This is a genomic window from Sphingobacterium sp. UGAL515B_05, assembly GCF_033097525.1.
In the GTDB taxonomy this organism is placed as follows: Bacteria; Bacteroidota; Bacteroidia; order Sphingobacteriales; family Sphingobacteriaceae; genus Sphingobacterium.
This window is the reverse complement of the sequence record NZ_CP109907.1, coordinates 1,030,317-1,056,277: the sequence shown is the minus strand read 5'-3', so window position 1 is coordinate 1,056,277 and position 25,961 is coordinate 1,030,317. Positions and strand designations below refer to the sequence as shown.

Genomic DNA, 25,961 nt, shown 5'->3' with positions numbered 1-25,961 from the left:
TCGATTCTTTTTATTTTATAGCCTCTTTGCGAATCGTGAAGGTGTATTTTCCAGCGGATTTGATGCTTTTAGCGGTGAGTTTGATACGATAGAGTTCCTTACCCCATACCTGACTCAAACGGGAGTCGTCCTGAGGAATGACATCGTAGCTCGCTGTGAACTGTCCGGTATCAAAGTACAAGGTTGCATGCCCATTATTGAGGCGGATTTCTCCTTTGCCAATTTTTGGTTCCTGAGCAACCAGAAAATGGATGATATTGGCCTGCTTAGGACCTGTGATTTTAAACTCATCCTGAATGTCCAGCCCATTTTGTACGAGGGTGTAACTTCTATTCCAGTGTTCAACATTCGCCGACTTCGGATATGCTTTTCCAATATCAAGTTGGAATCTATTTTGTGCAGGCAGAAATGCTACATTTTCAGCTTTATATTCCTTTCCAAAAGATTGGTCGGCTCCATTGATCATCGGAACATTATGGTAAGCACTCTGCATCGTCCAGATACTGTATCTGTCATCGCTAAAGGTCTTTTTGGTATAGGTGCCGACACCGGCGTCAATGAACAGTGGTTGTTGATCCTCGTATAAGATAAAACTCCCGACATCGTTATGGTTGTGACTTTCATTATTGAAACCACCTTTGGCAGCGAAGAAAAACGGACCCTTTTTTAGGTATATAAATTGTGTTTCCGGATACCACTTCGCATTATTTTGAGGGAGTGCAGCGGTAACACGCTCTAGTTGTGGATAGCATCTCAGGTCTTCGAAGGCGCGAAAAATATCCCTTGAAGGTTTGAAATTTGCAGTTTTGTCGCCGGTATTTTCCATATATCGGGCAAATTGCATCATCTCGCTACTATTGACATCCTGTCCATAACGGTAGATCAATAGTGGATCGCCGCCACCTTTTGCCGAAGCATCGGCAAAATTAACGACCCATTTATCTCCGCCAATATAGGATTGTGCAATGTACTCACCCATATCGCGAATTACAGGTTTATCAAAAATATTGATCTTGCCCTTGGTGGCCAGCGCAAGTATTTTTAGATAATCGTACAGTTTGCCCGCAGCATGGCCCCAATAGGAGGGACCCTCTTCGCAGGCACCGTCTGTTTTGACATAATTGATAAAGCGATCCACGGAAGACATTGTCTTATAAATTCCCGCCAGTTGTATATCGGGATTGTCCTCAACCAAAAGCAAGGCCGTAAGAACATTAAAGTTACACCATGGATTCCAGTTATTGACGACCTGTGTTTCCTTGAGTTCAAATGCCTGCCACCACATGTCGTTACGATCCAAATAGGGCTGTATAATGCGTTGTTGGATCTGTTGTTTTAGACGGGTACTGATTTCGGGGTTTATTGTATTGAATGTATCGCTGAAGAAATAATGAACCCAGGAGAGCAGCGAGCCTACATCACCGGCCATCAGATCGACTACTTGTATGCGCTGTTGCGGCAATGATCGCTTACTGGACTGAAAGGCCCCCAGGTGTGCCGAGAGAGACCATGTTGCCATTTCCGTCAATTGCCAACTGCCGTTTAGGATTTGGTCAACAAAGCGCCCCTGTCCTTCTGCAAGCTCCGCCAACAGTAGGTTGGTCAGCGCAGTACAATTTTCGTTCATTGGCTTTTCCATTATGCTGCGGTTGCCTGAACGCTCATATTCAAGGTAGTCGGTTGCTTTGACGACCTGCCATTGGTAGTTCAGGGCCTCGTTTCCCTTTTCTATAATACGCTCTTTAAAGGGAGCCATCAGCTTATCCCAGGCTAAACGGTCGGAATAAGCCGGGTAGGGAACCCAAGATTTGTCCTTACCTAAGCTGGCTTTCAGGTTCTCCTGTTTAAAAGCTCCTGTTAGCAGGTTCAAATCTTTCCCTAGCAGTCTTTGGAAAGAAAAACTGCTAAGGAAAAATAGTAAGATTAAATAAATTCTCATAATTACCAATCTTGATTTTGTGGTAGTAATGCCGGGTTCATTTCAATCTCTTGCCCTGGTATTGGCCAAAGCTTATGACGGCTTTGGTAACCCCGGGTTACGAGATTGTCTCCGGTAATACTTTTTTCGATGTAGTCTTTGGAGACGCTTTCCAAAAGGTTCCAGCGCTTAAGATCAAAATAACGCCATCCTTCACCTGCTAGTTCTACGGCGCGTTCGTGCTGAATACGTTTGCTCATATCCGCTTTGCTACCGACAACTAAAAATGAACTGCCACTATTTAGTGCCGGCATTTTAGAGCGTGTACGCACTTTGTTAAGCTCAGTAATCGCTTTGTCCAATTGATTGGACTCGTTGTACGCTTCGGAAAGCATCAACAGTACATCGCCCAAACGTATGATAGGGAAATTGATCGGTGTATGTGCACGATCGGTAATGGCGCCTTTTAGGTTCCCTTCAGGAACAAATTTTCGCCATAGATAGGTGTACCAGCCCCGATTGTTGCGGATCTGACCAAAGTTTTCGTTTACACCGGTTGCCAATATCAGCTGCATATCTCTTTCTTTGTTGGCATTCCATCCTAAATAATGCGAATAAGGTACGATCAAGGTTTGATTCATCCGAGGATCGCGATTGGCATAGATCTGACGTAGTTTTGCTGTATCTGGTACTTTGGTAAGCGTTCCGCCAGATTGCGTAGACTCCATCGCCTGTTTTTTGACCGCATTATCGGTTGTATAGTTGGGGAAATAATCATTCCAGTTGAATGGACTGCCATCGCGGTTTTCGTAGCGATCAGCAAGACGTGTGCTCGGCATACAGTTGTTCCAGTCACTACCAAAGGTTGAGCGCGTTCCCATATAGAAGGCCATCGGCATACCATAAGGGAATCCGGTACCACCCATATTCTGAATGGCAAAAATCATCTCCGGCGATTGATCGCCATCCATGGTGAATAAGGCCGAGTAGCTTGTGTTTAAACTATAGCCATACGTGTTGGTCTTGTTGTAAACAATCTCTTCAAAATCCCGGATTGCTCCAGCCCAATCTTTATTGTAAAGGGCTACTTTCCCTCTCAAAGCATACGCAGCTCCTTTGGTGACCCGGCCATAATACTTTGCATCATAGCTTACCGGCAATTTCTCAATCGCATAGTTCAGGTCATTGAGGATAAACTTATTGACATCTTCTACCGAAGACCGACTATTTTTAAGATCAGCAAAATCTTTATTCAAGTCGACCGTTTCATCGTATATCGGCAAGGCGCCATATAGATTGGTGAGCTGGAAGTACATGAGCGCACGTAAGAACTTCGCTTCCGCAATAAAACCCTCCTGTTTGGCCTTGTCTATGGTCATGGGCTGGATATGCGCGATTGCATGATTACAACGTTGGATAAGATCGTAACCTGCCTGCCATCTATCCACAATAATGGGCGAACGGTCCGTAAAAGTACCGCTGATCACTTCGCCCAAACCCGGAGGATCATAGCCCAGACCAATATCGGTAAGTCCATCGTAAGAAAATTGCAAGCCAAAGGTGGCTTCTTTTTTTAAGTCGTTATAACAGCCCAGTACGCCAGCTAAGGCCTGGTCTTCATTCTGCCAGAATGTGCTAGCACTTACCTGACTGTAGGGGTTGGTATCAAGCTTATAACAAGATGATAAAGCAATGCATCCGGCTATGAGTAGTGAAATCTTTTTCATGAGGTTTAATTAATTATTCATGATATGTTTTATGTTCAAAGGTGTTAAATCACCTCCTCAACTTTTGTTCATAATTTACGTTTCAGGCAGGGAACACATTCCCTGTTGCATACCCTTCTTCTTAAAAGGATAAACTAACACCAAAAACGGCCTGTTTCATTGTTGGATAGTTGGTACCGCTGATCTCCGGATCGAAACCTTTATATTTGGTAATGGTCCAGAAATTTTCCAGTGATGCAAATACGCGTAGATTTTGCACCTGTATCCGCTTGGTGATATCGTTCGGAATTGTATAGCCCAGCTGGATATTTTTTACGCGGATAAATGCCTTGTTCTGTAACCAGAAATCACTGTTTTTGGTGTTTCTTGTATCGGTATAAGGCAACAATCGCGGAAATTTTGCATCTGTTGCACCTTCTGTCCATCGGCCATCAGCAATTTCCTGATTGATTTGATAGCCCCAGCGAACAGTAGGTGTGTAATAACCATCCGTCCAGACGACTTTGTTGCCTGCATTACCTTGCAAGAAGACCGAGAAATCAAATCCTTTATAATCGAATCCCATGTTAAAGCCATAGGTCATCCGTGGCGCTGTACCATGACCTACCGGTACCCGGTCATTGTCGTTGATGACGCCGTCGCCATTGGTGTCTTTATACAAGAGATCTCCTTTTTTAGGTGTACCATAGGATGCGAATGGATTGACTTTTTGATTGGTATTCGGATCGATTGGCGCATTATCGATCATCTGTTGCACGAGCTGCATATCAGCATCCGTCTGTAATATACGATCGGTCAACAGGATATATTGGGTATTGATGGCGTAACCTTCCTGTATCAAATTAGCAGCAATGATAGACTTGTCGTTGCCTTTGAACTTGACCACTTTATTGTCAATGAAAGTAAAGTTGCCGCCAATGTTGAATTTAAAATTATCGCCAATTTTATCGCGGTAAGTCAAATTCAGCTCGACACCATTATTACGTACTTTCGCTGCATTGGTGCGTGGTATTGTCGCATTTCCGACAACCAGAGGAGCGGGTAGGTTGATTAAGATGTTGTCTGTTACTTTGTTGAAGACATCGATCGAGCCCCCTAGTTTGTAATTGAAAAGGTCAAAATCTAAACCAGCATTCAGGATATATGTGTTTTCCCAAGTCAGAAGCGCATTACTCAATACGGTCTGTGCAAAACCTACATATAGCTGGTTGTTTAACACATAGTTTGTCGGATTATAAAGCGCTTGATATTCATAATTGTTAATGTTGGCGTTTTTGCGGAAAGACTCATCGGTTGTTCCATTGTTACCCAAGGCGCCATACGATGCACGGAATTTCAGGCTAGGCATCCATTTGATGTCATAAAAGTCTTCTGAGGAAACTTTCCAGCCAAAGGAAGCTGAAGGAAAAGTACCCCATCTACTTTTTCCGCTCATAAAGCGTGATGAACCGTCCGTCCGTAGATTGGCTTCCAACAAATATTTGTCATCCCAGGATAGGTTGATTCGACCAAAAAATGAACGCATAGCCCAATCGGTGATATTGCCGGAAGCTGAGGCATCCATAGTCGCCGCATTCAGAACGGTCAGGGACGGATCTACAAGATCGAGTTTGGATGCCGCAAACCAGCCATCTTTAAAATACTCCTGGCTGGCACCTACCATGACTTCATAGTTCAGTTTCTCAAAGAGCTTGTTTTTGTATTTGGCAATTCCATCCATGTAATAGCGGTAGGATTTGATCGATTCGTTGGTTACCGACGAACGGCCTGTACCCGCTGAGGCAATTGTATTTGTCAAAAAGTTCCAACGGTCATTGAACACGGGTTGAGAGTACACGAAATCATCGTCATAGGTATAGGTGTATGATCCTTCGATGGAAAGTCCCTCGATGGGTTTCAGTTTTCCGTAGAAGCGCGACACGAAGCGGTTTTTGTTGATGTTACCTTTCTGCGCATAAAGGCGATGTAGCACGTTGTTAGACTGCGGGTCATCTTCCGGATTGTTTGGCGAACCAAATCTTCCATCTGGCGCACGCAGTACCATGCCCGGAGTACTTGCTGCGGCAAAAGTAAAGACATCATCGATGATGTTGGTACCAATATCTGTTTTGGAAACGACACCATTGATATTGGCTCCCAACGTTAACCAGGGTTTTACATCAGCTTCAAGGTTGATACGCCCGGTATGACGTTTATAGGTTGCCTGTTCAATGATCCCAGGGTTGTTGAGGAGACCATAGGAGCCAAAGAATTTGATTTTGTCACTACCTCCGGTAAAGGAAAGGTTGTGGTTTTGGCTGATTTTGTTCTGGAAAAGGTCGGAAACCCAGTCCGTATTGGGATATTTCAATGGGTCCTGTCCAGCGTCCTGGCGCCAAAGGTCGATTTTTTCCTGCGAAAATATGGGCTTAGCATTTGGATCGCCATTGCGATAACCTTCATTGATCAGCTCCATATAGTTGGCATAGTTGGAAACCATTCCAATAGTATTGGATGGTTTTTGACTCGAGAAATAATTGTTGTAAATAACTTTAAACTGCTCCGATTTACCCTTTTTCGTTGTAATGAGGATAACGCCATTTGCGGCTCTTGAACCATAAATTGACGCTGAAGCAGCATCTTTTAAAACCGATATGCTTTCAACATCTTGCGGGTTGATCAGGTTCATGTCGCCAATAACACCGTCGATCACGACAAGTGGATTGGCATTATTGAGCGTTCCCTGTCCACGAACACGTAGTGTTCCCCCATCACTGCCCGGTCTGCCTGAGCCCTGATTAACATATAATCCCGGCGCCTGTCCAGCTAGACCGGCCGACAAGGAGGTTACAGGTCTGCTTTCCACAACCTCGGACATCTGGATGGAAGAGACCGAACCGGTTACATTTTCTTTTTTCTGTGTACCAAAACCGACAACAACAACCTCGTCGAGTCCCTTGGACTCATTCTCCAAGGTAATCGTAAGCGGGCTGCCAGCTTGTGCCTTCGTTTCGATACTTTTATAACCGATGCTCGTGAAAACCAATGTTGCGTCGTTCTGTTGACTTTTGATTTCGAATGAACCACTTGCATTGGTCGATGTTGCTAGATTGGTTCCTTTAATCTGAACGGTGACATTGGCGATGCCTTTGCCATCTTTGTCTACAACCTTACCCCGAATGGTTGTCTGCTGCATGGCCAGTGAAAGCTTGCTGTTGGTTATTGCGAAGGTAAAGGGAGTAGCTTGTGTTGCCAGATTGGATACGAGCAACAAGCAGGATAATGGTATTGCCGGGTACATCCAACGATTCGTCGAAACGGATGTGTTCTTGATCTTGATCATAGGCTTTTAGATTTAATTGGTCTGAAAAATGAATTTTCTGTGAAGTGAATTTACAGTATTGAAAGAGAACAATAACGGCGTTTTTTCGCAATCGTTTTCGTAACAGTCCGACTAAAAACCGAAAGATTTTTGGATAATATTTGTTTAGAAAGGATAATATTAGATTATGTAGTGCCTCTTCTTGGGTATTTCTGTCAGCTATAGATTTTAGCTGCATATTCACAAGTAAACGAATGAGCTATTTTAAGGAAATAGCATCGTATGTCTCCAAATTTGGGTTTTGGAGACATACGAATGGAGACAGACCTTTAAGTCCTATGTGTTGCTATTAGGTATTAGAATTCAATCCGGTAGTTAATGGTCGGAATAATCCCGGTCCATTTTTGAGGTTCAATGATGCGTTTGCTGAAATTATAGTGCATACCCACAGTGTTCTCTCTATTCAGGAGATTCTGAATATCCAAAATAAATAGATGGCTTACTTTTTTGCGGTTAACCCGATAGCTTGATGAGAAATCAACACGGACGTAGGGATCGGCAGTCAGGGTATTGATGCGATCTTGGTCTATAACTTCTTCGTCTAAACGAAGCGATTCTTCTTCCAGAACAGGAGCGTACTTTCTTCCGCCGGCATAAATTAATTTGGCATTAAGACCGAACAGATTATTTTTACTCTTTCCCACGGTCCATTCTTTCCCCATCAATAAATTTCCTACATAACGTGTATTGAATGTGGTATTGTATTCTTTGCCATTGCGTGCTTTGAACTTGGAATCAAAGAAGGACGTCGTTGCCATGAAGTAATACCCCTTACTTAACGACTTCTCAAGCGTTAGCTCAATGCCGTAATTTTTGCCGGTTCCTTTATTGACAAGCTGACGGTAGTTTGATGTACCAATGGCTGCAATATCCGATACATTGAGTAGGGAGAAGTTGATGTCGGAATCTGTAGATACCGGGACATCATACAGATGCTGATAATAGATTTCTGTCTTAAACCGGAGTGTTCTGCTTAGGTTCTTTTCATAGCCAATAACAGCCTGAGCAGATTTCGTTGGCGAAAGAGGCTTGTTTGGCTCAAGGCTTGTTTGATCGCTACTTTTGGCAAAATAGTAGACCAAGGGCTCCAGTCGGTTATATAGACCAGTCCCAAAGGATATCGTTTGATCTGCGGCTACACGCCAGTTTAGGCCAAGCCTTGGCTCGATAGACCAGCTCTTGCTCAACGCAAAGTAGTTCGCATGAACTCCTGTGTTTAGTGTTAATTTATCGTTCAAAACTGTTTTTACCTGTGCAAAAGCATCATAAGTACTTGTATTCCCAGTCTCATTAATCCGCTCTTTCAATGCCGCTAGCTCGGTGTCGTAGGACAGCGCATAGAGGTCATAGTGTAATAAACTTGCATTTAAGCCCGCTCTAATCGTGTTTTTACTGTTGGCGCGATAGTTTAGCGTACCCGCATAGCGAAGAGCCGTATTCGTAAATTTGTCCTTGTGATAGAGGCTGGAAATATAGTCCCGTGTTAATGTATCGGTGCTATTGGAATTGCGGCTAAGGGACATGGAAACAATATTGGTGAAATATAATCTTTCGTTTGCAATGTATTGATGTTTTAGTCCAGCACTCCCTGCGTTGAACTTTAAATTTAGATCTTGGGCATCTGTTCGTTCCTCCCATTTTTCGTAATTACGCTCGGCAGTTTGTTGAAGTTTCCCCAAGCCACCTATACCGAATAAGGAAAAGGTTCCGGCTTTTTTTGTGGGAAATACAAAATTAAAAGAAAGGTCCTGATATTTTGGGACGCCAGTGTCTGAAACTTTTACGCCTACTTTTTCCAGTAGACTCAATGAAGAATAGCGGTAACTAATCAAATAGGAAGCGTCACTTCCTTTTTTGAAAGGCCCTTCTAACGTTGCTCCTACGCCCAGTACTCCGACGTTGAATGTGTATTCGCGTTTGTCGGTATTTCCTTTACGGAACCTAAGATCAAAAACACCTGCTGTTGCATTGCTGTATTCCGCGGCAAGTCCACCGGTATAGAAATCAGATTTTCCCAATACCATGGTATTGAGCATACTGATTGCGCCGCCTGCAGCGCCTTCGGCTCCAAAATGATTGGGATTTACAATTTCGATACCTTCAAGCCGCCATTGCAAGCTTTTGGGGGAATTTCCGCGAACAATAATTTCATTGTCATCGCCGCCGGCAGCAACACCCGGGAAACTCTGTGCCATACGGGCGGGATCAAAAAAGGCGCCAGCATAGCGGTTGGTCTCTTCCGGCGAAAAAGAGCGTCCACTCGTCATTGCCATCTGGTTGAGCGGTTGTTTTCCGGCATTGGCATAGACGACAGCTTCGGTTAATGCATTTATTTGCGGCTCCATTTCCACATTGACCATATTCTCCCGTCCACTGGTGATCAGTAATTCCGTAAATTCTTCTGGTTTATATCCGGCCATGCGAACTTGAAGCTGTTGACGCCCAACCGGAACTTGCTGCAGCCGAAATATGCCCTGTGCGTCTGTACCTACAGACTTTGTCCCATCACTGGATGAAATAACAATTGTGGCACCTGTAAGTGGTAATCTGGTATTTTTATCTATCACGGTTCCTTTGACAGTTTCGGTCACAACCTGATTTTTTTGCTTTGGCGATGCTGGTTGCTGGGCGAATGTAAGCCCTGCTTGAAGCGATAATCCAATAAGTAAGATTGGCGATAGTTTCATAAAAGATTAGTTTTTATCTTTATGACAGCCGGCTTTCAATTTACCCTTAGCTTTTACCTAATTTTTTGTTTTTCACGCCGCGAATATGCATGATTCAACTTAAGTTTACTGTCATTACGTGAAATTTTATAGGTTTTGCTGATAAGTAGTTGTTAACATAAAGATTGTTGATTACAAGTTAATTAACATTGTTATTAACATTTTAGCTGAACTGTTTTTGCCCTAAATGCCTAATTGTAAAAAAATAGGAAGTCCGCTACGTTTTTAACAAAAGATCTGCTCTGTACTAGAAAGTTAACATGTTTATTAACAATTTTTGGGGCGTTTTTTTACAAGTGCCAGGCGGAGTGCAAAGCTTCCCGAAAAATTAACTTGATTCATTCGAGTTGTCGAAAAAATAGAACGACATACACGGAAGGTAATCCATTCAAACCGGATTACTTTCCGTTAATATAGGTGCAGGATTCAATCCATGATGCGATTGAGATGTAACTGTGGCGAGATCGCCAGTTTCAAAGGTATAACAAATAGAGATTGCAAAAAAATAGCTATACAGCAATGAAAAAGATTATATTTTCTACTATCTTGTTGAGTATGATAGTAAGTTCTACAACCCACTTATATGCTCAGTCGAACGATTTAATAAAAAAATTAGATCAAAAAAGTTTACACGTTGCCGCACACCGGGGAGCTCATCTGGAGCAACCGGAAAATTCAATTGCTGCTATCGAGGAGGCTATTCGGCAGGGGGCTTCCGTGGTAGAGGTAGATGTGCGGGCCACCAAAGATGGTGTACTTGTACTGATGCACGATAAAACAGTCAATCGGACGACAACGGGGCAAGGAGAGGTCGCCAAACAGACCTATGCCGAGCTTCAACAGCTTCACTTACGCAAAAAGTCGAATGGTGAAGCTTCGGATCATGTTATACCAACCCTATCGGAAGCTTTGCGCGTTGCAAAGGGAAAAATCCTTGTTGATCTCGATTTTAAAGAAGATCGCAAAGAGTTTATTAAGAAAACCTATGCGCTTGTTGAACAGGAGGGGATGGAAGACCAGGTACTATTTTTTCTTTACGATTACAAAGACATGCCCAAGATTTACAAACTCAATCCAACGATTACACTTTTTCCGAGGGCACGCAGCATGAAAGATTTAGCGGCCATACTAAAGATGAAATTAACCTCAATTGTCCATCTTGATGAATCATTTATTGATACCGAAAAACTTAATGCATTGCGCCAAAAGGGCATTTATTTTTGGATGAATAGTTTGGGGGAATATGACGACAAAACAGAACAGGAGGGAAAGAAAGCTTATCGATCTTTTTTGGAGAAATATCCTTTTGTACGTCTTATTCAAACAGATCATCCTAGTTTGTGGCGCGAAGTGCTCTCCGGCTCATAGTCTATTTTTATCTGTTTAGTTAAAAATGCTTGATTTTATTGTAGCAATATTGGTAAAATGATCGTCATCAAGATATAACTAATGGAAACCGTAATGAATAAATTATTTACTGGAAGTTTTGCTATCCTCTTTTTACTGACGAGCTGTAGTAAAGAAAATGAAGTGACTGTACCTATGAATGTTCAAAAACAGCTGGAAAGTTTTGAATGGAGCCCTATCGTGTCTGCGAAAGGGACGACAAACGAGCAATTGAAGCACAAACCGAAAGATTGTGAAAAGGATAATGTGTATACATTTACATTTGCTGAATCAGCGAATAAGTTCACTGTCAATCGTGGTAAAGAACTATGTGGGGATGATAAGTTGACATTTGAACGTTCGATTTTTGCTGAAGGACAGCATCGCGCATTTACCTATGATAAAGGGAAGAAAAGTATCAAGTTTGCTGATAGTGATCCTTACCAAAGTTATGAGGTACAGCTTGATGGTGATCTGCTCATATTAATTTCGCGCAATAATAATCCTGCAGCATACGCGGCACCAGTTGAATACTATTTCCAAGGTAAGCGAGTTGCTTCAACAAAATAAGTAGTATATTTCCTTTAACACTCAAAATAAAGACGGCTTGCCGTCTTTATTTTTTTTTCAATTCTATTTTGATGAAGTTGCAATTGAATATTTCACATTAATTTTTCTTTGTCTACCTGTTTTGTTGTTGCCCAACGTGCAAGAATGAATTTCGTGGATGTTTGCCATTTGCTCTCCTCTACTTCAGTACATAAAGTAGAACCTATGTTAGGTTGCTTAGATGAACGCTGTTCAAACCAATGCTGCCGCCCTATGATTATTAAAAGAATTAGGAATCAAAATTTAACTTGATTATTTAGGCTAAATCGTTAATTTAGTGGTTTGGAAACCGGTTGCATAGGTAATGTGAAATAATAAAACCGGATCCAATTAATGAAGAAAACTAGATAAATAATAATCCACTTATGAAAGTCCGTATATTACTTATGGCGGCAATGGCGACATTGCTCTGCCCACAACTTCAAGCCCAGCAATTGCCCTATAAGAACAGTACGTTACCAATTGAAAAACGGGTAAGTGATCTATTGGGAAGGATGACTGTGGAAGAGAAAGTCGGGCAATTGAGTAAATTGCTGGGCTGGGAAATGTATAGCAAAAACGGAAAGCAGGTTACAATCAGCAATAAATTGCGGAAGGCAGTAAAAGAACAGCATATCGGATTATTATGGGCAACCTTACGTGCCGATCCTTGGACACAGAAAACCTTGCTGAATGGCCTGAGCCCTGTAGAAGCTGCGCGCGCTACAAATGCGATCCAACGTTATATGGTGGATAGTACTCGACTAGGGATTCCATTGTTGTTGTCTGAGGAGGCGCCACATGGACATATGGCGATTGGTGCAACAGTGTTCCCTACCGCGATCGGACAGGCGAGTACATGGAACCCACGGTTGATTCAGGATATGGCATCAACAATCGCCATGGAGACTTATGCTGTGGGTGGTAAAAACGGCTACGGTCCTGTATTAGATTTAGCACGAGATCCACGTTGGTCGCGCACTGAAGAGACCTATGGGGAGGATCCCTATCTGATCGGTCAGATGGGAACTGCAATGATCCGTGGTTTTCAGGGTGAGAAGCTAGGTGAGCGTGATAAAATAATAGGAACTTTAAAGCATTTTGTAGCCTATGCTGCTCCAGATGGCGGTCACAATGGTGAGTCCGTATCGTTTGGAGAACGAAGCCTCAGACAATATTTTCTGCCACCTTTTGAGCGTGCTGTAAAATCAGGAGCAGGGTCGGTTATGACGGCATACAATAGCATTGATGGTATTCCTTGTTCAGCCAACCCTTGGTTGCTAAAAGACATTCTACGTAAAGACTGGGGATTTACGGGGTTTGTCGTATCGGATCTACTGAGTATATCGGGGCTCAATGGAGGGCATGCAACAGCAGCGACTGCAGAAGAAGCGGCTTCACAAAGTATACATGCCGGATTGGATGTCGATCTAAGCGGGACTGGTTATGGTTCAAATTTGCTTAAGGCTGTCCAACAGGGGCTCGTTGAACCTGCTGTTCTCGATACAGCAGTGGCCCGTGTACTGCGAATGAAGTTCAATCTGGGGCTTTTTGATCATCCCTATGTGGATGAAAAGTTGGTAGCCCAAAAAGTCGCTACGGTACAAAATAAGACGGTGGCAAGACAAGTGGCACGCGAGTCGATTGTTTTGCTTAAAAACGATCAGCATATCTTACCCTTAAGCAAATCGTTGAAACGAATAGCCGTTATAGGACCGAATGCCGACAATGCCTATAATCAGCTGGGCGATTATACTGCTCCACAGGCTGAAGGAAAAGTTCAGACCCTCTTGACGGGAATACGGGCGGCAGTTGGTAACAGTACCAAGGTCGATTATGTGAAAGGTTGTGCGATCCGTGATACAAGCAATTCCGATATTGCTGCCGCCGTCGCAGCTGCAAAGCAGGCCGATGCGGTGGTTTTAGTCCTGGGTGGTTCGAGTGCACGTGATTTTAAAACGTCGTATCAAGCAACTGGAGCGGCCAATGTGGATCCCAATACGGTAAGTGATATGGAGAGCGGAGAAGGATTTGATCGCGTTTCTCTGGATATGATGGGCGATCAGATCAAGTTGCTGAAAGCGATACAGGCAACCGAAAAACCAATTGTACTTGTTACGATTATGGGAAGGCCATTGAACTTAAATTGGGCAGCTGAACATGTTCCTGCGATCGTGAATGCCTGGTATCCGGGACAGGAGGGCGGCTTGGCTATTGCCGATGTATTGTTCGGTGACTATAATCCGGCTGGAAGATTACCGATTTCGGTACCTCGTTCGGTCGGCCAGCTTCCTGTACATTACAACCATACAAAACCTAAGCATCACGATTATGTGGAAATGTCGGCCAAACCATTGTATGCTTTTGGTTATGGGTTGAGCTACAGTAGTTTTGATTACTCCAATTTACAGGTCTCATTGAAGGAAGCTGGCAATGATTTTGCGTGTACGGTGTCCTTCGACGTGGCAAATAATGGCAAATTGGCGGGCGATGAAGTCGCTCAGTTGTATGTTGTGGATGAAGTAAGTTCTGTCGTGACACCTGTTATGCAGTTGAAGCGGTTTGAGCGTAAAAACATTGCCGCAGGAAAGAAAGAACGTTATTCTTTTCAATTGACCAAGGAGGACCTCAAACTTTGGAATGCAGGTAATGAATGGAAGACAGAAAAAGGCAGGTTTAAACTTTTGGTCGGCGCATCTTCCGATGATATCCGGTTGAAGGGAGCATTGGAATTAACGAAGGATTATTAATTAATCCTTCGTTAATTTATAGATATAGCTGTTATTTTGATAGGGAGCTTTTGTTAAAGTTAGATCGTTTCCATCCACTAAATAGGTGTAATTGTGATTCAATATTAAAGCCCAGTCAAAATCTGCTGTCCAAAAATTTTTATCTTTGAAAATAATTTGGTTGCCATTAATCTCATATGTACCTGAGCCACCTGCGGGAAATCTGTTTTTGTTTGCTGTACAAAAGAAACTGTCCGCTTTAAACCGTACAGTTACGTCTCCAGTAAAGGTTTGGTCCTGATTTTTATAGTTGACTATAAATTTTCCGGAATAACTTCCCTCGAGATACAGGTTTTGATTAGCAGCTTCCTTTGAGCAACCTACGCATACGATACATGCTAATGATGTTAATATTTTTGACATTGATCTCATAACTTGGTTTTTAGCATACAACGAAGTTACTGCCATTTTTGTTACAACTAGCATACTTATTTGAGCACAATATGCTTGATACTTTTCCTATTCCAGGTATAGGTGATGTGGATAAGACCGTTTGTGTCCTGAATAATTGTCGGATAAGAATACTCATCGTTCTTTACCCCATCTTCAAGAGTTAGGACATCTTTCCATTGTAAGCCATCCTTTGAGATGGCGACATGCAGTTTTGTGCGTCCTTCCCACCAGTCGTTGCCAGCGATGGCCGGATTGAAGACAATCATAAATAAACCATTATTTAAACGGATGGCGTCGGTGGCTGAATTGGGATTGAGCAGGTTTGTGGCTTGCCAGGGGCCCCAGATAAGGCCTTCATCTGCTGAGAATGCGGCCATCACCTTATTTTCTTTACTTCGACAGAGCACCTGAATGCGTCCATCCGCGTGTTGGATCACACTTGGCTGAATAACCTGAATACTGGTATCGGGACGTATCGTACTGATGGACCAGGAACGACCATGATCGTGACTGATTTCCAGGTGTGCTTTCCAGATTTCTTCCTTGGACTCTGTGCTGGAAGGGGAGAGGAGCAGTCCGTTTGTTAAGGTGAGCGGTTTATTCTTGATAGGCCCCAATATACCTTCAGGCAATCGCTGCGGTGCAGACCAGCTCGTTCCTTTATCCAGCGAATGTTTGACATAGCCTTTCCATTCTCTGGGGTTGGGCCCTATTTTATAATACAAAGATAAGGTGTCACTGTGCGGGTATTGATAGAAGACAGGATTCCATGTAGGAAAGCGGTTGTCAGCAAGGATTCCATCTGCAATCTGTACAGGACGCTGCCACTGCCCATGGCTATACAGGGAACTCCAGATAACAACATCGGGGTTAGATTCGTGCGTACCGCCAAACCAGGCCGCCAATAAACTGTCTTTTCCGATGACTTGAATCGTGGAGGCATGGCATTGTTGGAATGGCACCTGACCTGTTTTAAAAATTTGCTCTGACACCAGGATCTGAGGTTTATACGTTGCACATGAGGATAGAAAAAGAAGGATAAATAGTGGAAATAGGTTGATTTTTTTCATTGGAATTTAAGGTTCTAAAAACCCCATAGTTTGTTGATGACTTATTTTCTTATTCCTGAGCAGAGGCTTTGGGAATATTGAGATGTTCAGGCGGTGATCGGTAAACAATGACCTTGTTAACGGATAAAATTCCGTTGGATTATATCCAACGGAATTTTATATTATTTGCTTTGCAATTGAATTGCAGTCGCATAACTAAATCGTGTACTAGGGCTTCTCAAGGTAATTTGGTTACCACGTTGAGACCAGTCCAATTTACCTTTATGACCCAAAATAGCGATTTTCTTTACGCTAAAATTATCAGGTACTTGAAAGACGTATTCATTGGGCTGTTGGTAAGTATCGCCTTCAGAAAGATGGAATACATTGACCACTTTACTGTCTTTGCTTCTAGTGTAGTAATAGTCACCTTGGTGATATGGAGCAATGGTACGTGTTGCAAACACAGCAGTTTGATTGATTTTCATCCAGGCTGCCAGTTCGTTCAAGCGATCGTATGCTGCCTGGTCATAATCTCCTGTAGGACCAGGGGCTATGTTTAAAAGGTAGTTTCCACCGCGGGAAATGATTTTTACCAATGTTTCAACAATCTTTTTGGTCGGTTTGTATTGGTCGTTGGGCACATAGCTGAACGAATTTCCCATAGTGATGCAACTTTCCCATGGAATATCCAAGGGATGTTCAGGAATGGCTTGTTCGGGTGTGACATAATTTTCCCAGTTTCCAGGTACTGTACGGTCGACAACGATAATGCCAGGTTGATTTTTTCTTGCCATGCCACCAATGCGGTCCATGTCAATATTCTGATCCATTTTGATCGTCTGTTGCCAGTCAACAGATTTATCGACAGTTTCTAAAGGGCGTACCTGGCCACCATCCAGCCAAAGGATATCAACTTTGCCGTATTCTGAGGTCAGTTCGTTGATTTGATTGTAGGTGAAATCTTTGAATTTTTGCCAACGGTCCGGATATTTTTTAGGGTCATAATTTACATTTCTGTCTTTTGGTGGAAAGTAGGACCACCAGTAGTAATCCGAGTGCCAGTCCGGTTTGGAGAAGTAAGCACCAATTTTAAAACCGTCATTGCGGAAGGTATTGAAGATTTCTTTGGTCACATTTGCCTTTGGGTTTGTGGAAAATGGCGTTTTGGAAGAAGTGATTTTATAATCCGACTCTTTGGTATCGAACATGGCAAATCCATCGTGATGTTTTGTTGTAAAGACGACATATTTCATGCCGGCAGCTTTTGCGGCATTAGCCCATTTTTGTGGATTGAAATCAGTAGGATTAAAGGTGGTCTGTAGATTTTCGTAGTTCTTGAGGTATTCAAAATAGGTTTTACCATGTTCGGGTTTACGTTGCGTCCAGCCTTCATCTTCGGGACAGATACTCCAGCTTTCGACGATTCCCCATTGACTATAGGTACCCCAGTGCATGAAAAGACCAAACTTCATATCTTGCCATTGTTCAAGATTTTCAATCACTAAGGGGTCAGTCGGTTTATGATAGCCAGCGGATACGTTGTGCGCCTGGCCGAACGCAAGTGTTGCGCTTGAAGCGATCAATGCGGAGGATATAATGGTTTTTAGTTTTTGCATAGATAAAGATAATGAAAATGACAAAAAGAAGGCCACCTTAGGTGGCCTTCTTAAAGATAGATGTAGTTTATGCGTTAATTAACGTCCCAGAAGATTTTTGTTGTTCTGGTGTCTTTTGAGCGAACAGCTTCGTAGTTTTCGGAGTTGTTCGAAATTTCACCTGTTGGATATAAGAATCTTAACGGAGGTGTTGCGTAATTAGCTAGGCCAGCAGTTAACACCGTAATTTTAGGATAACCAGTTCTTCTATATTCTGACCAAGCATGTTGGGCTTGTAAAAATCCGTAATGCAGCCATTTCTGTGTGAGAATCAATTCCAGTTTAGCCGTAGAAGTTCCTGTATATTTAATTGTGGAAGTTTCAACAAAGTTATTGATTACTTCATCAGTTGGTTTCGTTTCAGCTTTCAACCCCTCATTTGCCATTAAATTATTCAGATAGTAATAAAATGATACAGATTGTTTAATAGCGATTTTGTAAGCATCTTGCGCAGTCGCATCATTTCCCCACCGCAGGTAAGCTTCCGCTTTGTTGAAATTTGTTTCTGAAGCTGTCATCACGATACCTGGAAGAAACTTGTTGTCGAAAAATGTAGCAGAATCCAAGACAGCATATTTCTGATAATTTGTCAAGATCTCATTTTCTGTAAATGTGATTGGCATTGCATTGTACTCCTTGTTTGGTGTAAATACATTATCTTTTGTTACACCGAACTTGTCATAGAATACAGGGATTCTAGGGTCGTTGGCAGGTTTCATCACCTTATTCAACATGTAATCAGTTGCATATTGATTATTACCTTCTGTCAGAGCGTCTCTTAATGTTGTTGTATTTGTTGTAAGAGGCTGTAGAAGAATGTCTGAATTTACTGCACTGTAATTAGCATTATTATCGCCATCCACTAACGGGTAATTCTTTGGGTCGTTAAGCATTTCTAAAACCTCTGTTTTTGCTTTACTTTCATCCACATTAGAAATTCGCATTAATAGGCGTAATCGTAAAGAGTTTGCGTAGCGTCTCCATTTATCTGTAGACCCTTTACTTAAGATATCATACTTGCCAAAATAGGACGTAGTTTTCGCAGTGGAAAAATAGGTGTTTATTGCTTTTAAATCTTGGATAAAGGCGTAGTAAAGTTCTTTTTGATCATCAAACTTAGCTTTTTTAATGGTCCCATTTGTGGGAAGGCTACCTGCTTCTGAGAATGGAATATCACCAAAATTATCGATTAATTTGGATGCCTCATCATAGAGGACTACTTTTGCCGCTTGTAGAAAAATTTCTTGATTAGCTTTTTCAGTAGCAGGTAATGCAGTATATGCGACTTCCATTTTTCTATAAACACCTAATACGCCTGGTGAATAAAAATCTTTCCAATAATCGTATGAATAGCTATCATTAGGCTGATACATGTTATTTGAAGGAATAAAAGAAGAGGTTTGCGTATATATAGACTGCCTTGATAGCAGAAAAGTCCTATAATGCCAATATGATGGTCTAACTCGATCATTATTTAGTATGTCGGTAAAAAAACCAGGAATACTTGCCTCTGTTGTTTGATCCGGATTTTCAAAAGCATTCTCTAATTGGGATTTACATCCTGTAAAACCCAAAGTAGAAAGCGTTAAGAATAATAGTATATAAAGTGATTTATTCATGATTAATAACAATTAAAAATTAGCGTTCAGTGAAATACCAAAACTTCTTGTTGCTGCATTCGATCCAACGTCTACGCCCTGTGACCACCATTGGTTTCCAACTGGAGATTCTGGATCTATATTTTCAAGGGTTCTGTAGAAGTAAAATAAGTTTCTGCCCAACAATGACACTCTTACGTTATTCAGTTTAAGTTTTTGAGTGACTGAAGACGGAATACGGTAGCTAACTGATAGTTCACGCATTTTTATGTATGAATTGTCATATACAGCGCCCTTCTCTGTCCACGAATCTGCTCCCCAAGCAAAGGTATTCATATAGTACTCTGCTGCACTTAGATGAACATCATTTTTTGCTCCTGTATTTTGGTTTACTCCATCCAAGGTAATTCCTGTTTCTCTATAGTCAAGCGTGTTTTCATAGGCACCAGTTCCCATTGCATATTTTTGGTTTTCAGAAACCATTTTTCCACCGAAACGATAATCGACTGTGAAATCTAAAGCCCAATTTTTATAATTAAAGGTATTGGTCATACCGCCAATCGCTTTCGGTAATATATTGCCGACTTGTTTGTACTTTGTTTTATCAATAACGTAGTAACCTTCGTTAGAAATTAGATTATTGCCATGCTCATCTTTTGCAATATCATAAACGTAAATATTGCCTAATTTTTCTCCTTCTTTAGCAACAATTCGTAGTGAATTTTCGTCAGCACTGTAGAAAGTAAGTTCATTAACTCCAGGTGTCAATTTCTCTAAAACAGATTTGTTGAACGAGTAATTTAATCGTGTATTCCAAGTGAAGTTTTCACGTTGTATAGGTGTTCCTGTAAGCGATACCTCTAAACCATTATTGGCTACACGACCGACGTTAACGATTTGTGTTGTCGCACCGGTAGAGGCTGGTGTTGTTAACCCTAGGATTTGGTTTTTGATGTAATTGTCGTAATAACTGATATCTAACCCTAATCTATTTTTTAGGAATTTGAGCTCTAATCCGAACTCCCATTCATATTTAGTTTCTGGCATTAATCCCAAGTTACCGTAGGCAGCACCATAAGTTAAGGAAGGAACGGATCCATTAATTGATGCAATGGCAGATTGGGAGTTTGCAATATTAGCGGCATAAATAGGTGCATCATTACCTACTATTCCATATGAAGCTCTTAGTTTTCCAAAATTGAATTTTTCAGACTTTAAGCCGAAAGCGTCGCTGAAAATAAAACTTCCACTAACAGACCCATATTGATAGTTGTTGTTAGCTGTTGGTAAAGTTGAAGAATATTCGGACCTAAATGTTCCGTCAAGGTAAGCAAAGCCTTTATAGCCGATATTGGCCATTCCAAAGTAAGCGTACTTTAATTTCTCTTTTCGCTCGTTCGAGGTTGTTAATTGTCCATAGCTATTATTTAGACTGAACCAGTTTTCTGTAACTAAACCACCAGCAGTGGCTGAAGATTGGTCGTCGTAATTCTCTTGTCGAGATTGAAATCCGGCACTCACACTATAATCCCAATCGGTGTTAATCTTATTTGCATAGGTCATCAAGATATCACCGTACAATATAGAATAGTTCCCTTTTGATGTCTCAAATCCTCCGGAACTACTGCCTGAGGAGTTATAACGAGTAGCATATTCGTTATATTTTTTGTTCGTAATCGCCGCGGATGTAAAATCGTTTCCTATTCTACCTCTAAGTTTCAAATGATCAACAATATTCCAATTCAGGGTTGCACTAGTCAACAAACGATTTTCCGTTTCGTCGTAACTATTTTTGTATTGAGACCAGAAATAATCCAGCAAATTGTATGGACGAATCGTATATTTAAAATCCTCATCACGTCCCGTTCCGAATGCGGAATACTTATATCCATCTGTTGTTTGGTATTTCTCCTTAAGGACAGACATGTCTTCAGTGCGGCTGAAAAATCCCCCAAAATTACCTAATACCTGTCCCAATAATTGTGAACGATTATGTGTATTGGTATTGGTGTAATTTGCTACGACATCCAACGAGAGGTTATCGTGCATTTTTACAGAGCTATTTAGGTTAAAGGTATTTCTATTTTGCTTCGAACCGGGGCTTGTGCTTTTATAGTCCATCCTTGTGCCGCTCAAACGATAGTTCACTTTTTCGGTTTGATTGGAAATCGCAAAGTTGATATTAGAATTGTAACCAGTATCAAAAATATCTCTATAGTTGTTTTCGCGTGCTTCGTATTTTTTAGTTGAACCATCCCACCAGCTTACCTCTTCGCCAGTAAATTTTGGACCAAAGTTACCGTATGAACGAAAGTATGGACGTCTTCCCGATGGTGAATTCGCATCCGCAATCCAGCCTTCTTCAGTGGCACCATTTGCTAAATTGGTTGCGGCATCATAACCGGGGCCATAAATGTTTTGAAATTTAGGTAAGAAAGCTGCGCGCTCCAAAGATCCAGTATAATTGAAATCGACTCCTAAGCCTCGACCTTTAATTCCTTTTTTTGTAGTGATTACTATAACCCCACTAGCCGCGTCAGAGCCATAAAGTGCACTAGCCGCAGATCCTTTTAATATTGACATACTTTCAATGTCGGCCGGGTTGATATCTAACATACCATTACCACGTATACGTTGATCATCCCAATAGTTGTTGTTATTGGAACCCTTGCTTCCATATTGTTCATCATTCCGGATAATTACACCGTCAACGACATACAATGGCTGACGCTGATAATTAAGTGAGTTAATTCCGCGTATTTGAACATTCACAGCACTAGAGGATCCTCCTGGAGCAGTTGTTATCTTTACCCCAGAAGCTTTACCATATAATGCAGATCCAAAATTTGTATTTCCAGCTTTTGTAATCTCATCAGCTTTAATCGTACTCACAGCGTATCCGAGTGCTTTTGATTCACGCTTAATACCCATTGCGGTTACGACAACTTCTTCCAAGGCAGAAGCGTCTGGAGATAAGGATACATTAATCGTTTTAGTTTGACCAACTACAATTTCCTGTGGTTTGTAACCTACGATAGAAATCCGTAGAGTTTCACCTTGTGCGGCCTGGATAGTAAATGATCCGTTAGTTCCTGTCTGAGTACCTCTTGTTGTTCCTTTTACAGTAACGGTTGCGCCAGAAATAGGTCCATTGGCATCTGAAACTTTTCCAGTAATGCTTTGCTGCGCGTAGAGTGATGTAGCACTAAAGAGTGTACATAACGCTAATCCTGCAGTTCTTTTGTAAAATAGACTCATGTTTTAGGTATTTGTGTAAATGTGTCAGTTAATTGTACTGTTTATTAATTTATCATGGCTTAATGCAGTGTGCTTTAAACTTGACGTGTTTATTTTTAATAGATGTAAAAGTTTATATAATTTATGTTTCGCAATCGGTTGCGCATTTCGTGTATTTATTCTTTGTATAATATCTTATGATTGCATTTAAAAGTTATTCCTCGGTATTTTTAATGATATGTTATAATATCATCGTTAGTATGTTTTTCTCCTGAATTTTCATGAAGGTACTTTTCTTAATGACATTCAGTATTAGCGTTTATGATGTTAAAGATATGTAGTCTTTCTGTTAAGTTCAAAATTCTTTTTAAATTTTTTAAAAAGTATTACTCAGATATTTATTTTTAGCTATAATGTTGGTATATCTTTTTTAATATCAATGTTAATTGTAACAAAGAATATGATTAAAACTCAGTTTTTACTGAATAAATCAGAGATTGTTCCTATAGCAGATTATATGGTTATTTTAGCGCTGGCATCTTTTTCAGGTAGTTAAATAGTATCTAATAAGCGATTGATGTGATGTTCAACAACCAAGGCCGTTGTTCCTCGTTGTTGAGCTGTCTTATGTAGCGTTGAGATTTCGATTTTGGTCATCCTGGCAATCCTTGGAATGCTGAACTCATTAACTGCGTTTTGGATCTGTGGCATTAATATATTTCCGATCTCAGCTCCTCTTCCGCTTATAATGATCTTGTTTGGATTGAGTATATGTAATAAAGTAGATATTCCCTTTCCAATCATAAATCCGATTTTCCCAATTTGGTAAATAACTAATTGATCACCAATCTTTGCAGCTTCTATCAAGGCGTCACTCTTATTGCTCATTGTTTTTATCAACGTGCTATAAATTGAGTATTCACCTTGTTGGATCGCAATTTCAGTTTGATCGATAGCCGATTTTAAAGAGGCTTCGACTTCAAGGCATCCTCTTTTGCCGCAGGAGCACAAACTATTTGTATTGGATAATGGGATATGGCTAAATTCACCGGCGAAACCCGTTGCTCCTGTAAATATTTCTCCATTGATGATTATACCCAATCCTACTCCCCAATTGAGGTTGATCACCAAGGTATGCGTACTATCAATTCCACCGCCGAATTCTTTTTCAGCCCAAGCGACACTTCGCGAATCATTATCAATAACGGTAGGTATTTCTAGTGCTGTCTCAATAGTTTTTTTGAGGTAGTGCAGTGGGTTTTCTTCGGCATATGAATTGTTAACACCTGTATTCATGTTCACAAATCCTGGCATGCTGATACCAATACCTATAATCTTTTTACTATCGATATGATGTTTTTCAATAAAACTCTTTAACTGTGTGAGAATATTGATTCCGGCTAGTGGATCAACAAGATCCAGTTGAATATCTATCTCTTCCTGTAAAATCTCCTGCTGTAAATTACTTAGAAAGATCGATGTATAGAATTGGTCTATTGAAATACTAACAATGAAATTGTCCAAGTCGTCATTTAGGGAATATAATGCCGCCCGTCGCCCTCCCGTTGATGCCGCCAGTCCCCTGTCAACAATGATATTTTGTTCCAGTAATTCATTGATAGCCTTTGTAACAATAGGTGTGCTTTTTGCGAGACTTTTGGATAAGCCAGCAATGGACTGTTCTTTTAAATAATACAGACAGATCAGGATTTTCTCCCTTAATTCCATATAATAATGAGTGTTTGTTAGTGAGACTCCCTTAGAGTGTGCTAAAGATATGTTATTTTTAGATTAAGAAAAAATAACTTTTTAAAATTTTTAAAAAGTTTAATGTTTTTAATAAGTGTTTTTAAATAGTTTTCATTGCTGGAAGCAAAAAAAAGCGCCCCCATTAATCGGGAGCGCTTTTAAGCGAAAATTTTATCAATTAATTGACATCCCACCACATTTTTGTAGTTTGCCATTCTTTGGCGAACGTTTGCCCTTTGGTAGCCTCTAATGTATTATCTCGGTTGTATTGATACTCTTTATCTGCATAATTAAGTCTGTGAATATAACCGAATTCATTTTCATAAAAATTGTTGTCAACTGTAGATTTTGGCGTTGCATCTGTTTGTCGTGCAAGTGCCCAAGCTTCGTAAGGTTGCCTAAAATTATCTAACCACCGTTGTGCATAAATTAATTTCAATGCATTTGTACTGCTTAAACTTGCTGAAAATGCTACTTTTGGATTCGACAGAATAGTATTTAGCTGCGCGTTAGTCGGTAGGGAAGTAGGTTTATTTTCTTTCCATACTACGCTTTTCATGGCCATTGAGGTCCAGAAATTGATTGATGATTTAACACCATTTTCGTATTCTGTTTTGGCTGCGGCCATGCCGTTCGCATTGCCGATACCTTTTACTGCCGCTTCGGCTTTTAGGAAATAAACTTCGGCAGCTGTGATAATCAATTCTGGGATATTTTTATCACGGCCGAAATAATAATTGAAGTTAGAAATCAGGTTCCCGGCTCCCTTATTTGACCAATCATCATCTCTTCTTCTATTGTATGGCTCACCTCCGTCTGACATTGCTTGATTTTGTGGTTTGGCCACCCACTCATTTTTTGCATTTGTTTCAAAATAGATTTTTGCACGTGGGTCAAAAATGCCAGAACCATTTACATTATTATTGTCGCTAAGCATATTCCAGGCGGTACTACCCATACGTAAATAGATCCCGGCATGGAATGACCACTCGCGCCATTCGCCGGTAAAATTTTGGACAGCGGGGGTCAAGCCTATGTTCTCTGTGTTTTCCAGGAGAGGTAATGTCAGCGCTTCTTTGATATGCGTTGCTGCCACTGTAGCATTGGCATCATTCATACGGAGCGCATAGCGTAAGCGTAGGGAGTTACCAAACTTTTTCCAAAGTGCAATATCGTTGTTGAGCATGGACTCTGAGGAGCCAATATTAATTTGATCGGCGGAAGTACTTAGTGTGGCTACTGCAGTTTTTAAGTCATTCAACAAATTTTCATAAATGCTTTTTTGGCTATCAAAAACGGGTCTGTAATTTGTTGGGCCTTGATCTGCCATGCCGGCTTCTGAGTAGGGGATGTCACCAAATATATCAGTCATTTTGAAAGTCTTATAAGCCTTCAAAATTGTTAACATGGCTTGTACATTTTGATATTTCGATTTGTCAGGGGATTCATTAATCATACGATCGGTCAGACGAATCGAGATCAATGCTCTATAGTAATTTTCCCACAATTCGTTCGAGGCATTTTGCATGGAATAGCCCGAATTACCTACCGTTGTGCCCAGTTGTGTTACCGGATAGATCCAGGTATTGGCTGTTGCCTGCTCTTGTGCACCAAGCTCGATGCTGGCTACCACACCGTTAAAGAGACTTTTGACATCTGCTGTCTGTGCATCCTTCCATGGTGCGTTCATTTCGTCGAAGTCTTTGGTACATGACGATACCATTGCCGTTCCAAGGATTAATGAACTATATACGATTGATTTAAAATAATTTCTTTTCATGA

14 protein-coding genes are annotated in these 25,961 nt (G+C 41.2%); 3 read left to right on the top strand and 11 right to left on the bottom strand.

All coding sequences use genetic code 11. From position 1 onward, the window contains the following. Positions 1-10: 10 nt before the first annotated feature. From OK025_RS04185 to OK025_RS04170, 4 genes are all read right to left on the bottom strand, one after another. On the bottom strand, positions 11-1,939 hold the full coding sequence (locus OK025_RS04185; protein WP_317668435.1) for a heparinase II/III family protein: 1,929 nt from the start codon (positions 1,937-1,939) through the stop codon (positions 11-13). Between the two features lie 2 nt (positions 1,940-1,941). Beyond that, positions 1,942-3,645 (bottom strand): RagB/SusD family nutrient uptake outer membrane protein, encoded by a 1,704-nt coding sequence (locus OK025_RS04180; RefSeq protein ID WP_317668434.1) that lies wholly within the window; start codon positions 3,643-3,645, stop codon positions 1,942-1,944. A 121-nt stretch (positions 3,646-3,766) separates the two neighbouring features. After that, positions 3,767-6,967 carry a TonB-dependent receptor gene (locus OK025_RS04175; protein WP_317668433.1) on the bottom strand — a complete coding sequence of 1,067 codons (3,201 nt, stop codon included), beginning with the start codon at positions 6,965-6,967 and terminating at the stop codon, positions 3,767-3,769. A 335-nt stretch (positions 6,968-7,302) separates the two neighbouring features. Further along, positions 7,303-9,693 (bottom strand): TonB-dependent receptor, encoded by a 2,391-nt coding sequence (locus OK025_RS04170; RefSeq protein ID WP_317668432.1) that lies wholly within the window; start codon positions 9,691-9,693, stop codon positions 7,303-7,305. 558 nt (positions 9,694-10,251) lie between these two features. Between OK025_RS04170 and OK025_RS04165 the strand changes: the two genes are divergently transcribed. The 3 genes from OK025_RS04165 (at position 10,252) to OK025_RS04155 (ending at position 14,456) form a co-directional block, all read left to right on the top strand. Then, a complete protein-coding gene (locus OK025_RS04165; protein ID WP_317668431.1) occupies positions 10,252-11,100 on the top strand; it encodes a glycerophosphodiester phosphodiesterase family protein in 849 nt (282 codons plus the stop codon). A 93-nt stretch (positions 11,101-11,193) separates the two neighbouring features. After that, on the top strand, positions 11,194-11,688 hold the full coding sequence (locus tag OK025_RS04160; protein ID WP_317668430.1) for a hypothetical protein: 495 nt from the start codon (positions 11,194-11,196) through the stop codon (positions 11,686-11,688). 404 nt (positions 11,689-12,092) lie between these two features. After that, complete coding sequence (locus OK025_RS04155; RefSeq protein WP_317668429.1) at positions 12,093-14,456, top strand: glycoside hydrolase family 3 N-terminal domain-containing protein; 2,364 nt, start codon at positions 12,093-12,095, stop codon at positions 14,454-14,456. On the opposite strand, the gene OK025_RS04150 is transcribed toward OK025_RS04155, so the two are convergent. From OK025_RS04150 to OK025_RS04120, 7 genes are all read right to left on the bottom strand, one after another. After that, positions 14,457-14,858: a hypothetical protein gene (locus OK025_RS04150; protein ID WP_317668428.1), complete on the bottom strand. Its 402-nt coding sequence runs from the start codon at positions 14,856-14,858 to the stop codon at positions 14,457-14,459. A 65-nt stretch (positions 14,859-14,923) separates the two neighbouring features. Next, positions 14,924-15,958: a sialidase family protein gene (locus tag OK025_RS04145; RefSeq protein ID WP_317668427.1), complete on the bottom strand. Its 1,035-nt coding sequence runs from the start codon at positions 15,956-15,958 to the stop codon at positions 14,924-14,926. Positions 15,959-16,119: 161 nt separating this feature from the next. Continuing rightward, positions 16,120-17,556, bottom strand: a complete 1,437-nt coding sequence (locus OK025_RS04140) for an alpha-L-fucosidase (RefSeq protein WP_317668426.1) — start codon at positions 17,554-17,556, stop codon at positions 16,120-16,122. Between the two features lie 74 nt (positions 17,557-17,630). After that, a complete protein-coding gene (locus tag OK025_RS04135; protein WP_317668425.1) occupies positions 17,631-19,214 on the bottom strand; it encodes a SusD/RagB family nutrient-binding outer membrane lipoprotein in 1,584 nt (527 codons plus the stop codon). A 12-nt stretch (positions 19,215-19,226) separates the two neighbouring features. Beyond that, positions 19,227-22,451 (bottom strand): SusC/RagA family TonB-linked outer membrane protein, encoded by a 3,225-nt coding sequence (locus OK025_RS04130; protein WP_317668424.1) that lies wholly within the window; start codon positions 22,449-22,451, stop codon positions 19,227-19,229. Positions 22,452-22,982: 531 nt separating this feature from the next. Then, positions 22,983-24,158 (bottom strand): ROK family protein, encoded by a 1,176-nt coding sequence (locus OK025_RS04125; RefSeq protein ID WP_317668423.1) that lies wholly within the window; start codon positions 24,156-24,158, stop codon positions 22,983-22,985. Positions 24,159-24,357: 199 nt separating this feature from the next. After that, on the bottom strand, positions 24,358-25,959 hold the full coding sequence (locus tag OK025_RS04120) for a SusD/RagB family nutrient-binding outer membrane lipoprotein (protein ID WP_317668422.1): 1,602 nt from the start codon (positions 25,957-25,959) through the stop codon (positions 24,358-24,360). Positions 25,960-25,961 lie beyond the last annotated feature (2 nt).

What these genes read in the sequence shown, in the direction of transcription:
- OK025_RS04165 (WP_317668431.1), top strand. Translation starts at nt 10,252, where the DNA reads ATGAAAAAGATTATATTTTCTACTATCTTGTTGAGTATGATAGTAAGT.
- OK025_RS04130 (WP_317668424.1), bottom strand. Translation starts at nt 22,451, where the DNA reads ATGAGTCTATTTTACAAAAGAACTGCAGGATTAGCGTTATGTACACTC.
- OK025_RS04180 (WP_317668434.1), bottom strand. Translation starts at nt 3,645, where the DNA reads ATGAAAAAGATTTCACTACTCATAGCCGGATGCATTGCTTTATCATCT.
- OK025_RS04160 (WP_317668430.1), top strand. Translation starts at nt 11,194, where the DNA reads ATGAATAAATTATTTACTGGAAGTTTTGCTATCCTCTTTTTACTGACG.
- OK025_RS04185 (WP_317668435.1), bottom strand. Translation starts at nt 1,939, where the DNA reads ATGAGAATTTATTTAATCTTACTATTTTTCCTTAGCAGTTTTTCTTTC.
- OK025_RS04155 (WP_317668429.1), top strand. Translation starts at nt 12,093, where the DNA reads ATGAAAGTCCGTATATTACTTATGGCGGCAATGGCGACATTGCTCTGC.
- OK025_RS04150 (WP_317668428.1), bottom strand. Translation starts at nt 14,858, where the DNA reads ATGTCAAAAATATTAACATCATTAGCATGTATCGTATGCGTAGGTTGC.
- OK025_RS04170 (WP_317668432.1), bottom strand. Translation starts at nt 9,693, where the DNA reads ATGAAACTATCGCCAATCTTACTTATTGGATTATCGCTTCAAGCAGGG.
- OK025_RS04140 (WP_317668426.1), bottom strand. Translation starts at nt 17,556, where the DNA reads ATGCAAAAACTAAAAACCATTATATCCTCCGCATTGATCGCTTCAAGC.
- OK025_RS04135 (WP_317668425.1), bottom strand. Translation starts at nt 19,214, where the DNA reads ATGAATAAATCACTTTATATACTATTATTCTTAACGCTTTCTACTTTG.
- OK025_RS04145 (WP_317668427.1), bottom strand. Translation starts at nt 15,958, where the DNA reads ATGAAAAAAATCAACCTATTTCCACTATTTATCCTTCTTTTTCTATCC.
- OK025_RS04175 (WP_317668433.1), bottom strand. Translation starts at nt 6,967, where the DNA reads ATGATCAAGATCAAGAACACATCCGTTTCGACGAATCGTTGGATGTAC.
- OK025_RS04120 (WP_317668422.1), bottom strand. Translation starts at nt 25,959, where the DNA reads ATGAAAAGAAATTATTTTAAATCAATCGTATATAGTTCATTAATCCTT.
- OK025_RS04125 (WP_317668423.1), bottom strand. Translation starts at nt 24,158, where the DNA reads ATGGAATTAAGGGAGAAAATCCTGATCTGTCTGTATTATTTAAAAGAA.